Origin of the sequence: Streptomyces sp. NRRL S-337, from assembly GCF_000720175.1 — a bacterium.
GTDB lineage: Bacteria > Actinomycetota > Actinomycetes > Streptomycetales > Streptomycetaceae > Streptomyces > Streptomyces siderophoricus.
On sequence record NZ_JOIX01000068.1, the window covers coordinates 1 to 12,118 of the forward strand.

Genomic DNA, 12,118 nt, shown 5'->3' on the forward strand with positions numbered 1-12,118 from the left:
CCTGTGCGCCTTCAACGGCCCCACCCCCGTCCAGGTGCTGGAGGCCGCGCACCTCTACAGCTACGCGGCCAACGGCAAGCACCACAAGGGCGGCGGACTGCTGCTGCGCCGCGACATGCACCGCCTCTTCGACCTCGGCCTGATCGCGGTCAACCCCGCCAGCTGGACGCTGGACGTCTCACCGGACCTGGCCGCCTACGGCGAATACACCAAGCTGCACGGCCAGCCTCTGACGGTCCCCCTTACTGGGGAACACCACAAGTGGCTGACCAAGCACTGGGACATGCACCGCACCGCCCTCCAGGCCACCGTCCCCGCCCAGAGCCCCGCGCCCCGGCCCACCCCTGCCTAAACACACTCCTCTCCGGCGGGCCGCCGGCCTGGGCGGCGGATCGCCGCCATGGCTAGGAGTACGAGATGTCGGCGTCAGCGTCCTGGCTGGTCAGCCACAGGGCGTACTGCTGGCGGACGTAGGGGCGTGGGTCGTAGTCGCGGGGCGCCTGGTCCATGTCGAGGAGGTAGACGGCGGTCGCGTCGGCCTCCTCGACCGCCGTGGCCGCGCCCGGCTCGCTGTCGAAGGCAGCGAGGCGCAGCGCGACGCGGTCCAGAAGCGCGGCGTGGCGCAGGTACCACTCCCGGTCCAGTTCCGCCTCTGGGGCCATGGAGGCTGCGTGGAGCAAGGTGGTCTCGGCGGCCAGGTGCGGGGCGTTGGCGTACGCCTGCTCCGGCGTCGGCAAGTCCGCAGGGGCAGGGAGCTTGGTGGTGTCGAACATGTCGCTCCTTAGCGGTGGTTGATCGTGCCGTTGGCACGGCCGAAGAGGCCGGTTGCGGTGATGTGCTGGGTGATGTGGGGTCGCTGTGCGGCGGTGATGCGGGCGCGGACACGGCCGATGACTGCGGCGGCGACGATGCCGCCGGTGGCGATGGCGGCGACGGCGGACCACAGCACGTGGCTCACGGCGACCAGGCCGGGGGCAGCGACCGAGAGTCCGACCGCGGCGACCGCGATCCCTCCGCCGACGGTCGGAGCCAGCAGCGCGGTGGATTTGGCCCAGGCCGGGATCGGCTGGGGGACCGACGGTGCAGGGACATGAAGCGGGGGCGGGGAGGCGGCGGGTCCGGTGCTGTAGGCCAGGGCCCGCTCCCCGGAAGGAAGGATGACTTCCTGGACGCCGGGCGGGATCTCCTCGGCACGCATCGCCGGAAGCACCGGCGCGGCCGGGTGGGAGTGTTCGGTGTTCACGGTTCCTCCTCGGCGGCCGCAGCCGGTCAGGTGGTGAGGTGGGTGAAGGCTTGGGCTATGGCCTGGCACAGGTTGTAGATGGGCCTGTAGGCGCCGGTTCCGGCGACGAAGAAGCCGAAGAGGAACAGCACGAGCGCGGTGGCGAAGCTGACGTGCCGGCCGCGCAGCAGGACGATGGCGAGGACTCCGAAGAGGACGACAGCGGAGAGGGTCAAGGCCATATAGCGACTCCTGGGGATGATCGGTGGAAGGCGTCGACCTCGCCTTCGCGGTACGTGCGAGGGCGGGGCCGGTACCTGCCATCTGGGCTGCCACCCGCCTGTCACCTGTCACCTGTCTGTCACCTGTAACCCGCAGGTCAAAGCGGGGATACAGGCGTCAGCGACAGCCAGCGGCCCCTTGGGCGGGATTGGTGCCAGGTGACAGACAGACCGGGTTTCAGGACTCGGCGGGGGGCTCGGGAAGGTGCTGTCGGTGCACGTAGCGGGCCTTGCTGCCGTCCCCGACGCGCACCACTTCACCTCGCTCCGACCACTCCTTGAGCCACCGTTGAATGACGGGGCGGCGGGTGCCGTAGGCGTTCTTGAGGTCCCGCTCCATGGCGGATGCGCCGGTGCCGTCGGGCCCGGCCGCGATGATCAGGTTGAAGGCAGCCTGGCGGGCATCGGGCTTGGCGCCGCCCGGTTCCCGGGCTGGGGCCCAGGTGCCCGGGTTGGACCAGTCGGTACCGTCTTCCGTCGGCGGTGTGTCGTCGTGCATGCCGCCGTGGACGATGTCGAGGAACTGGGCCTCCAGCTCTTTGTCCCGCGGCGCCCCCTCGCTCTGACCGCGCGGGGTGCGGGGCTTGTCCCAGCCTGCCGTTGCCCGCCACTTGCGCGCCCCAGCATCACCATCGCCGTCGTTGGTGGTGGTTTCTGGGGCAGTGGTGGCGTGCTTCAGGCCGAAGAGGTGCCCGCACCGCTCCAGCGTCCATCGCTGCGCATACTCCGCCCCCGCGGCCGTCAGCGATGGCTCGTCCAAGGCCGGGCGGCGGCGGGCGGTGGCGGCGCAGACCTCCTCGATGGCCGAGGGGGTGATGCGCCATTGGCGGCCCTTCTCCGGGGCTTTGCCGTCGGTGCCGACCAGCATGGAGCCGGGTCCGTCGAAGGAGTCTTCGATGGCCAGGGCGCGCCAGCCGAAGAAGTGCCCCAGTTCGCTGTCCTCCGTGGCCCCGGTGCAGACCCGGTTGGAGGCCATTTTGCGCACCATCGGATCGGGCAGGACGTCTTGGGTGACCCGGAGCGCGGAGACGACAGCGCGGATGGCCATCGCACGGGCGATGCGGATCACCTCGGAGACGCCCTTGAGGACCTCCCGGGCTTCACGGGTGGCGGCGACCTCGGCGCCTTCGTCGACGATGATGACGATCTCGGGCAGGTCGGGGCCGACGGGGAGTTTGTCGTCGTCCTCGGCGCGCATGTGGTCCTGGTAGGTGACCTTGCGCTGTTTGGCGATGCGCACGGCGGCCTGCAGCATCCGGGTGGCCTCGGCGGGGGTGCTGGCGACCCAGTCCACACCGGGGGCGGGGATGTCAGCATCTGCCCAGCGCGAGCCTTCGGTGTGCTCTTGGGCTTCGCGCCAGGCGTGGAGCCAGGGCAGTCCAAGAGAGCCGCCGTTGAGGTCGATGACCCACACCAGCACGTCGTTGGTCTGGTTCAGTTTGGCGATGAGGGTGTGCAGCCAGTTCGTCTTGCCCGTGCCGGTGTTGCCCGCCACGATCGTGGACGCCTGCCGCAGGTCCAGCTCGGCCTGTCCGCCGTCGGACAGCAGCGCCAGCGGGATCGGGTTGTTGACCGTGGTGATCTCGTTCATCTCGGCCACCGGGAAGGGGAGTTCGGTGCCGGCCAGGCTCTTGGTGGTCACCTTCAGCAGCACCAGCCGCCGCGACATCCCCTCCGTCACCTGCAGGCCGCAGCCGTTGGGCAGGTCCAAATCGGAGGCCAGGGCGGCGGTGCGGTCGGCGATGGCCTTGCGGGTCACGCCGCCCTCGGGGAGCTTGACCTCGACGGTGTAGCCCAGGCCCGAGGGCCAGTGCTCGATCGCCACGATCTCGACGCCTTCGACCTTGCAGACCCGTGCGATGCGGTCGATCCACTCCTCGGCCAGAGCCCGGCGGATGCCGAGGCTGAGCAGGGTGGTGCGGCGAGCCTGCTCGGTCTCCTCGTGCGCGGCGAACCCCGCCGCCAGGGTGCCGGTGGTGATCCCGGCGACGGCCAGGGTCCCGAGGGCCGGCAGGGTCATCGGCCCACCGTGGGCCAGGGCCCAGGAAGACCAGGTGCCGGCGGCCAGCCAGCATGCCGAGCGGAAGCCGACCGTGGCGCGGGTGAGGCGCTTGCGAGCTCCGGCGATCGCGGTGCCCACCGCCCCGGCGAGGCCCGCCCCGAGGGCCCAGCCGGTGGGCATGGTGGCGGTGTGGGCCAGGGCGGTGGTGACCAGGGTGCCGGTGGTGGCGTTGAGGGTGCCGGAGACGATGCCGTGCCCGGCACTCCAGTCCACCCTCGGAGCGCTGTTCTTGCTGCTGCTCATGGTGTCCTCTCCGAAAACGGGGGACGGCCCCCGGGGCGGTGCCGGGAGCCGTCACGTGCGTCGGGCAGATGGGGCGGTCAGACGTTCCACTTGCGTTCGCCCTCGATGCCCTTGCGGGGGTTCTCGTGGCGCTCGATGTCCGCGGCGTGGGCCTTGCGGTAGACGGCGCCGACCTCGGCCATGGCCTCGATGACGCGGTTCATGGCCCGGTAGCCCTCGCCGATCTCCTCGGTCACCACCGGCTCCACGGGGAGCTTTTCGTCGGCGAGCTCCGCCAGGACCCGGATGGTCTCCTGCACCATGCCCATGGCCTCGGGCAGGTCCTCGACCAGGAACTGGAACTCCTCCATACGCTCCGGATCGAAGGTGGAGGCGGCCTGGAGCATGACCTGGGCCGCCTCCGAAAGACGCGTCAGAGCCGGGGCGTTGATGAAGTCGGTCATGTCTTTTCCTCCCTTGAACTTGCCGAGCTTCACGCGGCGAGCGGACCGCTCCTTGCCCGGAGCCGCACGGCGCTTGCTCGTACGGCGGGGGTCGTTGACCCGCTCGCCCGGCACCGGAACCCGGCCCGGCCCGGTGATGCCACGGATCACGGCATCCCGGGCCTCGCGGATGCGGCGGGCACGGTTGGCCAGCCGCAACCACACGGCCTTCATGTGACGGGCGGCGACGCCGGGGCGGCGCCAGTTCCACATCCCCGAGACCAGCCCCACACCGCCGGCCAGCACCGCACTGCCACCCATCCGGGCCCAGTGCCGAACCGCCGAGCGCCGCAACGCCCGCGCCTGCACCGCACCGCGGGAAGGCGCCTTACGTGCCTTGGACGAGTCCGCAGAGCCGCCGGCACCGGGCGGGGTGACGCCGGCCTTCTTGTACGCCTTAGCCATCCCTCGGGCCGCGCGCCGGGCGCTGCGCTCCTCGGCCCGCGCAGCCCGCCGAGGTGCCCCGGCCTGCCACCGGGACCAGCCCGCCGCCGCACCGGCCCCAGCAGCACGCCGAGCCGCAGCCGCCAGCCCCGCAGCGCGACCACGAGACCCGCGCGGCGACTTCCCCAACTGCGCTGCGGAGACCGGCCGAGACGAACGCATACGGTCCCCGGTCGGCCCGCCCCGGGGGTGGGGCGTCCGAGCCGATGAAAGCGGGCCCGACGCAGCTCCCGAGGCAGTGCGACGCGCAGCGCCAGGTGACGAGGTCCCTGCCGCACGGCGGGGGCTGTGCTGTGCTGCACTGAGGCCGGCCCGACGGGCAGCAGCATGCATGGCGGCTCGCATGCCTCCACCGGCCCGCCCCGCGCGGCCCACCCCACCGGCCCGACGCGACGGTGCACCGGCCGGACTGCCCGCGGAGCTCCACCCGGCTGCGCTGCTGGCGGGGGTGCGCAAGGCAGCGGCCTTGTGGCGAGTACGAGCACTGCGACGCCGGGCGATCAGAGCCGTGACGGCGACCGCTCCGGCTGCGGCGCCGGTTGCCGCCAGCCCCACCGGTCCGCCGGCCGACATAGCCCCGGCCGCGACGGCGCCGACGGCGTTGGCGCCAGCAGCGGCCAGGGGTCGGCCCGGCAGCGGTGCCGGCGCTGGCGCGGCGGGAGGTGGTTCGGGAGCGGGCGGGGGTGGTGTTTGGATCTCTGTCACGGCCACAGCCGTGGTGTCGGACATGATGGTGGTGCTCCCTTCGTGGAGTAGCGGTGCCCCGGCAGCCGGCCAAAGCAGGCCGGGGCACCGCATGAACGCCCCTGATCAAGAGCAGTAGTTGTGGCCAGGGTGCTCAGCGGCAACCTCCTGCCACCGGCGGCTTTCTGCCGCGCCGGTGCCGCGCAGCCGCACCTGGAAGTCACACCCCGGCGCCGGGCAGCGATGCGTAGTGCTGGTGAGCGCGTCGGCGACGTGCGCGATCAGCCACACCGTCGAGGTGAGGGTGGCCAGCACGCACGAGACCGTCAGCGAGGCCGGCACGTGGTAGGCGGACAGCCGCAGACCCGTAGAGACAGCCACGACCACACCGGCCACCGCCGCGGCGGGCAGAACGAGACGGCGACGCTTCATCCCCGCCGTCACAGGGTGTTGCGCTCGAAGGAGAAGAACACGACGTTGGCGTGCGCCCACTGCGGGCTCTCCTCGGCGATGCCGGCCTTGATGTCGAGGAACACGTCGTGCCGGGTGGCGCCAGCGCCGGGGGTGCAGGTGCCGTAGAGCGTCTGCATTGCCTGGCCGGGCATCTCCACGGTCATGATCCACTGGTGGGAGCCCTGTCGCGCGTTGGTGTAGTTGCTCATGGTGAATCTCCTTGCAGTCGTTGGTGTCAGGCAGCGATCTGGGGCGCGTCGGCACAGGTCACGCAGGTGCCGAGGGAGGTGGGGATGGTGTAGCCCGGAGGCCCGTGTTCAGCTGGCAATGGCGGTGGGGAAGCCGGCCAGGTGGGGCTCGCGGGTGCGTACGCGACTGCGGGCAGTGCGGGCCGTGGACTCCGATGACCCAAGGCCCGCGGCAGCCATCGCTTCGGTCATCCGGGCGGTGTTCGGCTGTGTGAAGTCGGTGCCGTACAGGGCGCGGATCAGTTGGTCGACGCGGTTGGGGTAGATCACCGGCGTGCACAGGTCGACGGGCGTCGACGCCTTCTCGACGGGTTCGACCGGTGCGTCGACGGGCGTCGAGGATGCCTCGGGCTCTGCTCCCGTCAGCACCGGTTCCGGCGCTGAGGCGTCGATGACCGGAGCAGGATCGAGGACCGGTGACGGGGATTGGTCGACGGTGCGGGTGACGGGCGTCGACGGCCGGTCGACGGGCGTGGGGGCTGCGTCGACGGGCGTCGGGAGGCGGGCGGCGAGGTAGGCGTGGACCTGCCGCATCAGCGCGCCGAACGCCAGCAGTGCAGCGACCGGCGGCACGGCGGCTACGACGTAGTCGAGCCCTTCGGCGTGGTCGCCGACGCCTGCCACGTTCAAGGCGATGGAGCCGCCCGATCCGGCGGCGGCCAGGACGATTGCCCAGCCGTCGACCCGGTGGGCCAGGGAGGCCCGCAGGATGAGGAGTTCACCGATGACGATGAACAGGTCGACGGTCGCGGGCCAGGCCCAGGAGCGGGCAAGGGCGTCAGCCATACCGTGACGGGCGGCGACTTCCTGCAGGTGCTCGTACGACAGCCAGAACGCGGCGGCCGTCAGCACCACGGTCAGGGCGCCGGCCAGCACGGCGATGGCGTAGCCGATGTCGACGGGCGTCGAAACGGCGTTGACGCCCGTCGACCGGCCCTCGACGCGAGCGTCGACGGACTGGCTCCTCACAGCGCTCCACCCCCGTCGTGCCCGGGGGTTTCGCTGAAGGCGACCAGGCGCAGGAAGACGCCGGCGTAGTTGGTGGACGCGCTCAAGACCCGGGTGCATCCCGCGCTCTGCTCCTTGTACGTCACCGACTCGGGCAGGATGCCGACCGCCTCTCGCCACGCCTCGAACACGCCCAGGTCATCGAAGCTGGCCAGCTCCAACTGGCCGGGGAGAGCTCGGATACGTTCACGTTCACGGCGGGAAGGTCCGGGAAGTCGGCGGCCAGCAGCCGCAGCGCCCGCATCGGGGCAGCGAGGTCGTTCATGGTCAGGTCGCTCACGCCGCCTGCTCCTTCGAGGACCCGGTCAGCCGGTACCGACGGTCCGCCGCCGCACGAGCCGACCGGCATGCCCCACACGGCGTCTCGCTTCGCCGCAGGTGCCGGCGGTAGCCACGATCCGTGCCGCAGACCGCAGGCTCGGGCCCACGCTTGGCCGAGGCCGGCAGGGTAAGGCGGTCAGGAAGTCGCAGATGGCGGGTGATCACGTTCAGCGCCACACCATGGTCCGCGAGGATCCGAGCCGCCATGAGCTTCTCGGCCGCCGTCATCCCGGCCGGAGGCACCTCATTGACGGCGCGCTCCACCGCGATCAGATCGACTCCGTCACGGTAGGTCTCCGTCGTCGAAACCTGGACGTACGAATCAAGGACGGGCCTGGAAGTAATGTCGGGCATGGTCGTGCTCCTTTGACGAGTGGGACGGCCAAGAAGCGGCCCCGGGGTGCGTCCCGGGGCCGCGCGCCGTTCGGTGTCGAATTGGGTCAGGCCGCCAGAGCGGCCGCAGCACCGGTGACCAGGCGGTCGGAGGCCGCAACAGCGGCCGCGCACAGGTCATCGAGAGCAGCGCGGTCGGTGGCCCCGCGAAGCGCGTATGTGGCCTCGGCCGCGTACGTGGCGGACTCGGCCAGGGCCGGGGCGAGGAGGGTGACGGTCAGTAGGGGCGCGGTGATCGCTGACCGGGTTTCATGGCTGGTCGCGCGGGTCTTTTCGCATGCTGCGGTGTCTGCACCGGACAGGGCCAGGTCCTCGCGGACCCACATCGCGCGACGATGGTCGGCCAGCGCCGCCACCAGATCGGCGACGGCAGCGAGCTGCCGGCCGCGGAGGGCCTCCGAACGTGCCTCGGCCCGTTCGGTGCGGGCGGCACGCTGCTGAAGGACGTAGGCAGTGACCGAGCCCAATAAGGTCCCGATCACAGCAATGACGCTGGTCAGTACGGGTTCCACGGGAATCCCCTTGAAGTCGGGTGAATGTCGCGGACCCCATGGCCCGCGGCGTACGCGACGGCCGCAGCGCGGGCTGAGGCGGCAAGCAGTACGCGGGCGATGGGGTGGTGGACGCCGTGAAGGGCAAGGGCCCGCATCGCCGCGGACTGCGTGATGCGGGCCCGTATCACTGGACAGCTGAGGCTCATCGGCCCTTCGCGCGAGCGTCCTGCTCCGACTGGTCGTTGCGGCGCTTGAGGTCCTCAGCCAGCTGGCGCTGCTGCTCCTCGGTCATCGCGCACCCCCCCGACCGGACCCGCCGCAGGGCCTCGTCCATGTCCGGTGCCGAGTCGGTGGGGTGCCCCATCGAGGCGTGAGGTGCCATGCTGTTGGCGATCACAGGTAGTTCCCTTCGAAGGTGCCTGTGGTTTGCCGCCCGGGGTGCCTCCCGGGCGGCGCTCGTTGGAGCGTCCGGCTCCCCTCAAACCCCGCCCGTACGGCAGCAAGCCGGACGGGCGGAGGAGGCAACCGCCGCAACGCCAGGCGCTGCGGATTCGGTGAAAGGGTTGTGGCCCCTACCAGGGACCGCGGGTCTCGCATGGACGCGGGCCGTGCTCGGTCCGGGGAGTCCCCTCCCGGACGTCATGGCGACGAAAGGTCGATGCCGCGTCGTTCTTTTGCGTCGGCCAGGTCTGCCGGCTCCCGCTCCCCACCAGGAATGTGCCGCTGGTGGATCGAGGCGCTCGCCCGATGCAACCGCGAGGGACGATTGCTCTGGCCGACGGATCTCCACTCACCTCCGGCCGGTGCGTTCACGGCAGGTTTGCAGTGGTGGATCACGCTGTTCAGTTCTCAAGGAACGCCGCTCACTGCGGGCCCTTGCGGGTCCGTCCGGAGCGATTTCAGATTGACCTATGTCAATCTGGCTGTCAAGCGGCTACCGCGAAACCTCGGAGGTTGACCTAGGTCCAGTTAGGCTCGGAGCCATGGATCCCAGTTCGTATGCGCCGAAGCCAACGGCCAAAGACATCGCCGCGAAGTACCGCAAGGAGATCGCGAACGGTGAGCGCGAGCCGGGCTCTCGCATGCCGGCCGCACGCCAGCTCGCGAAAGAACTTGGTGTCCAGCTCGTAACGGTGCAGAGCGCCTACAACCAGCTGCGCGATGAGGGGCTGGTGCTCAGCCAACAGGGTCGCGGCACCTTCGTTCGCGACCCTTCGGTGCCGCTCGGCACTGAGCCGGGTAGCAGCCCCGCCTACACGGCCCTGGCAGACGAGCTCAACTCGATCCACGACGCGCTGCGCCTACTCGGCCAACGCCTCGACCGTCTCGAACGAGTGGTGGGAGACCAGACTCCGCCCGTTCAATGAGCGTGTCTGCGCGCTCCAAGAGCTGCTGAGTCCTGGCGCGTGCTTCACTCAAACTCGCTCTGATCAGGGCGAGTTCCGAGGGAGTCAGTGCCGTCAGCCTGTCGCTTGGCTCATGGATCCGCGTCATGACAAGGAGCATGCGATCGCAGACGACCGAGGACCCGGACAAACTGTCCGGGTCCTTGGTTATTGCAGGTCAAAGCAGTTGACGCTCTATCACTTCATAGCGGCATCCACGGCGTCCAGCACGGCAGACCATGGCAGTTCTCGTCCTGACGGCGCCTCCCGTGGCTCGTACAGAAGCCAGATGTCCTCTCCTTGGACGACGTGAACGCCTCCCTCACGCAAGTCGCCGATGTGGCGCTGCCAGGCCGGGTGGCGGGCGTGCGCAGCGTTCACGCGGGGGAAGATGACGACAGGCAGGCCGACGGTGCCGATCGCTTCGCCGACCTGAGTGAGCGCCTGGTTGTCCATGAGCCCGGTCGCAAGCTTCGCGACTGTGTTTGCCGACGCGGGAGCGACTACGTAGCAGTCAACGGGGGGATGCGGCCGCTCTTCACCAGGGAGCCTCGGCTCATCTCGTACGGGCAGTCCGGTTACCTCCTCCAGCCGCTCCACTTCGCCACTCATCCTCAGCCAGCGCCCCGCGCTCGGCGTCAGTGTCACCGCCACTTGCCACCCTCGTTGTATCGCAGGCTCGACAAGACCGGTGCGCAGTACTTCCACTCCGCCGGCTGCCGAACCCACCACTCCAAGTACGCCTCGATCCCCTGGTTTCACTGCACCGCCCTGCACCGTTGAGCCATTACGAACACTTCGGACGAGCGTGAGCCGCCAGTGACCGGGGACTGCTTGATCAGGTCCCGCAACGTCTCGCGCACCCTCGGATTGTTGCGTACAAGCTGTGGGGACGTTCGCTCGGCGGTGCGCAGTGCCTCGAAAGCCTGATCACCCAGCCCCGCCAGCGAGAGGGCGCGAGCGTAGTCGATCCGATGAGAGACACTGCGTTCTTGCGGCATGTGATCTACATCGATACGACCGTGCTCAACGACGTACGAGACGTTGTCGAGATCCAGCTCCACGGACAGACGGTGGAGCAAAACGTTCGTGGGACCGAAGCCCGTCTGCCAGTAGTTCTCATCCGAACCGAGGTCGTTGGCAAGGGTCTCGGCACGGCTCAGTAGGGACGTTGCGGTTGGACGATCCTGGTGTCGCGCTGCCGCAACAGCGGCGCGTAGATGGATCATTCCAAGCAAGCTGAGTGCGGCCGGGTCGCTGTCCGAGACCCGCGCCGACAGCCAAGCGGCTGCGGTATTCCCCAGCTCCAGGGCATCGTCGTAGCGACCGTTCGCGAGCAATGCATGGGTCCCGGATCGTGCGGCCGAGGTGAGCACAAGCGGGTCGTCGGACTCGTCTGCAGCGCGCATGGCACGTTCAGCTGCCAGCCAGGAGATATCCGATTCGCCGATCTTGGCGAGCGTCGTAGCAGCGAGGTGGTGCGCACGGGCAGATACAGCCCAGCAGTCTCGGCGGTCGTCCCCTCGTCGTGTCGCGCGGTCTTCCAGTTCCTGTGCCGTTTGAAGCAGGCCGGGAAGAGCCGCAATTACACTGCCGAGCCGACCGCCCTGGTAATCGTTCCACGCGTGCTCCACCTGCACCGCCACAGGGGCAGGCGTCGGGAGCTGTACTTCGGCCTCCGGGCCGAAGAGAAGACGCGAGAGTCGGCGCGGACTCATGAGCGCGTCGCGTACGGCCGGAACGTCGTCCTGATGTCGCTCGTCCTCCACCAGCACGGTCTGACCAAGCAGGTCTGCGAGCGGCACGCGCAAGATGCGCGCGAGTTCCGCCAGCATGTCGATCCGCGGCGGGTTTCGGCGGCCCGTCTCGATCTTCGCGAGCCAGTCAGTGCTACGACCGACCAAACCGGCCAGCACTGGTTGCGTGTAGCCACGGCGCTTCCGGTAGAACGCGATCCGTTCTCCGATGCTGAGGTGATCTCCAAGGCCACGCATTACGGGCTGCCTCCCACGGGTTGAAGGGGCCCGCCTCACGGTACAGAGCCGGCCACGGAGCGGGTAGTCGGCCTGTTGCCGACCCCTTGCCGGTCCCAGGGTGAGGGACTCCATACGAAGAGACCCGGACGAAGTGTCCGGGTCTCTTGCCTCACGACCAGAGATGCATGTCGCGAGCGTCGAGTCGTGCGATAGCGCAGACAGGGGCAGGCTCAAGTCTCCATGGCGAGCATCCCCAGCCCCCACCATGGATGACTCCCCAGCCAACAGCGCAGGCCGAGTAACGATTTTCTCCACAGCATCAAGGCTCGCTCCGCTCGCTACCCGGCCCGGCGGAAGGCGTCAGCTTGGGAAGCGCACCACACGTTGACGCAGGGGCGTTGACGTTCCCAGCCACCTGGAAC

The 12,118-nt window shown here is 69.6% G+C and carries 16 protein-coding genes; 2 read left to right on the forward strand and 14 right to left on the reverse strand.

Annotated features, from left to right (window positions below; genetic code table 11):
• Nucleotides 1-352, forward strand: a 352-nt coding sequence (locus IG62_RS0132065; protein WP_030811418.1) for an HNH endonuclease signature motif containing protein, incomplete at its 5' end; no start/stop codon positions are given.
• Nucleotides 353-404: 52 nt separating this feature from the next.
• Here the strand turns inward: IG62_RS0132065 and IG62_RS0132070 are convergent.
• From IG62_RS0132070 to IG62_RS0132125, 12 genes are all read right to left on the reverse strand, one after another.
• On the reverse strand, nt 405-773 hold the full coding sequence (locus IG62_RS0132070; protein WP_051798887.1) for a hypothetical protein: 369 nt from the start codon (nt 771-773) through the stop codon (nt 405-407).
• An 8-nt stretch (nt 774-781) separates the two neighbouring features.
• Nucleotides 782-1,198 (reverse strand): hypothetical protein, encoded by a 417-nt coding sequence (locus tag IG62_RS46715; RefSeq protein WP_030811424.1) that lies wholly within the window; start codon nt 1,196-1,198, stop codon nt 782-784.
• A 71-nt stretch (nt 1,199-1,269) separates the two neighbouring features.
• Nucleotides 1,270-1,464, reverse strand: coding sequence for a hypothetical protein (locus tag IG62_RS0132080; RefSeq protein ID WP_030811427.1), 195 nt, complete (start codon nt 1,462-1,464; stop codon nt 1,270-1,272).
• Between the two features lie 217 nt (nt 1,465-1,681).
• The gene (locus tag IG62_RS0132085; RefSeq protein WP_030811430.1) at nt 1,682-3,808 is read right to left on the reverse strand and encodes a hypothetical protein; all 2,127 of its coding nucleotides are present in this window, start codon (nt 3,806-3,808) and stop codon (nt 1,682-1,684) included.
• Between the two features lie 77 nt (nt 3,809-3,885).
• A complete protein-coding gene (locus IG62_RS0132090) occupies nt 3,886-4,695 on the reverse strand; it encodes a hypothetical protein (RefSeq protein WP_030811434.1) in 810 nt (269 codons plus the stop codon).
• Between the two features lie 849 nt (nt 4,696-5,544).
• The gene (locus IG62_RS0132095) at nt 5,545-5,799 is read right to left on the reverse strand and encodes a hypothetical protein (protein ID WP_158795150.1); all 255 of its coding nucleotides are present in this window, start codon (nt 5,797-5,799) and stop codon (nt 5,545-5,547) included.
• Nucleotides 5,800-5,858: 59 nt separating this feature from the next.
• The gene (locus IG62_RS0132100; RefSeq protein WP_030811440.1) at nt 5,859-6,080 is read right to left on the reverse strand and encodes a hypothetical protein; all 222 of its coding nucleotides are present in this window, start codon (nt 6,078-6,080) and stop codon (nt 5,859-5,861) included.
• Between the two features lie 108 nt (nt 6,081-6,188).
• Nucleotides 6,189-7,088 (reverse strand): DUF2637 domain-containing protein, encoded by a 900-nt coding sequence (locus tag IG62_RS0132105; protein ID WP_030811443.1) that lies wholly within the window; start codon nt 7,086-7,088, stop codon nt 6,189-6,191.
• The gene (locus IG62_RS49215) at nt 7,085-7,288 is read right to left on the reverse strand and encodes a hypothetical protein (protein WP_234326831.1); all 204 of its coding nucleotides are present in this window, start codon (nt 7,286-7,288) and stop codon (nt 7,085-7,087) included. Before IG62_RS49215 ends, IG62_RS0132105 begins: the two co-directional genes overlap by 4 nt.
• A 115-nt stretch (nt 7,289-7,403) precedes the next feature.
• Nucleotides 7,404-7,802 (reverse strand): hypothetical protein, encoded by a 399-nt coding sequence (locus tag IG62_RS0132115; RefSeq protein ID WP_030811446.1) that lies wholly within the window; start codon nt 7,800-7,802, stop codon nt 7,404-7,406.
• Nucleotides 7,803-7,888: 86 nt separating this feature from the next.
• Complete coding sequence (locus IG62_RS0132120) at nt 7,889-8,353, reverse strand: hypothetical protein (RefSeq protein WP_030811448.1); 465 nt, start codon at nt 8,351-8,353, stop codon at nt 7,889-7,891.
• 184 nt (nt 8,354-8,537) lie between these two features.
• Nucleotides 8,538-8,732 carry a hypothetical protein gene (locus IG62_RS0132125; RefSeq protein WP_030811451.1) on the reverse strand — a complete coding sequence of 65 codons (195 nt, stop codon included), beginning with the start codon at nt 8,730-8,732 and terminating at the stop codon, nt 8,538-8,540.
• A gap of 586 nt (nt 8,733-9,318) precedes the next feature.
• Here IG62_RS0132125 and IG62_RS0132130 point away from each other — a divergent pair.
• Entirely contained in the window at nt 9,319-9,702 is a 384-nt protein-coding gene (locus IG62_RS0132130; RefSeq protein WP_030811454.1) for a GntR family transcriptional regulator, read from the forward strand.
• Between the two features lie 216 nt (nt 9,703-9,918).
• On the opposite strand, the gene IG62_RS0132135 is transcribed toward IG62_RS0132130, so the two are convergent.
• Nucleotides 9,919-10,497, reverse strand: coding sequence for a flavoprotein (locus IG62_RS0132135; RefSeq protein ID WP_078872379.1), 579 nt, complete (start codon nt 10,495-10,497; stop codon nt 9,919-9,921).
• Entirely contained in the window at nt 10,479-11,714 is a 1,236-nt protein-coding gene (locus IG62_RS0132140) for a helix-turn-helix domain-containing protein (protein WP_030811460.1), read from the reverse strand. The genes IG62_RS0132135 and IG62_RS0132140 overlap by 19 nt, the downstream gene beginning before the upstream one ends.
• Nucleotides 11,715-12,118: the final 404 nt, after the last annotated feature.

Coding starts and splice junctions, on each gene's coding strand:
- IG62_RS0132070 (WP_051798887.1), bottom strand. CDS start 773: ATGTTCGACACCACCAAGCTCCCTGCCCCTGCGGACTTGCCGACGCCG.
- IG62_RS46715 (WP_030811424.1), bottom strand. CDS start 1,198: ATGCGTGCCGAGGAGATCCCGCCCGGCGTCCAGGAAGTCATCCTTCCT.
- IG62_RS0132080 (WP_030811427.1), bottom strand. CDS start 1,464: ATGGCCTTGACCCTCTCCGCTGTCGTCCTCTTCGGAGTCCTCGCCATC.
- IG62_RS0132085 (WP_030811430.1), bottom strand. CDS start 3,808: ATGAGCAGCAGCAAGAACAGCGCTCCGAGGGTGGACTGGAGTGCCGGG.
- IG62_RS0132090 (WP_030811434.1), bottom strand. CDS start 4,695: ATGGCTAAGGCGTACAAGAAGGCCGGCGTCACCCCGCCCGGTGCCGGC.
- IG62_RS0132100 (WP_030811440.1), bottom strand. CDS start 6,080: ATGAGCAACTACACCAACGCGCGACAGGGCTCCCACCAGTGGATCATG.
- IG62_RS0132115 (WP_030811446.1), bottom strand. CDS start 7,802: ATGCCCGACATTACTTCCAGGCCCGTCCTTGATTCGTACGTCCAGGTT.
- IG62_RS0132130 (WP_030811454.1), top strand. CDS start 9,319: ATGGATCCCAGTTCGTATGCGCCGAAGCCAACGGCCAAAGACATCGCC.
- IG62_RS0132140 (WP_030811460.1), bottom strand. CDS start 11,714: ATGCGTGGCCTTGGAGATCACCTCAGCATCGGAGAACGGATCGCGTTC.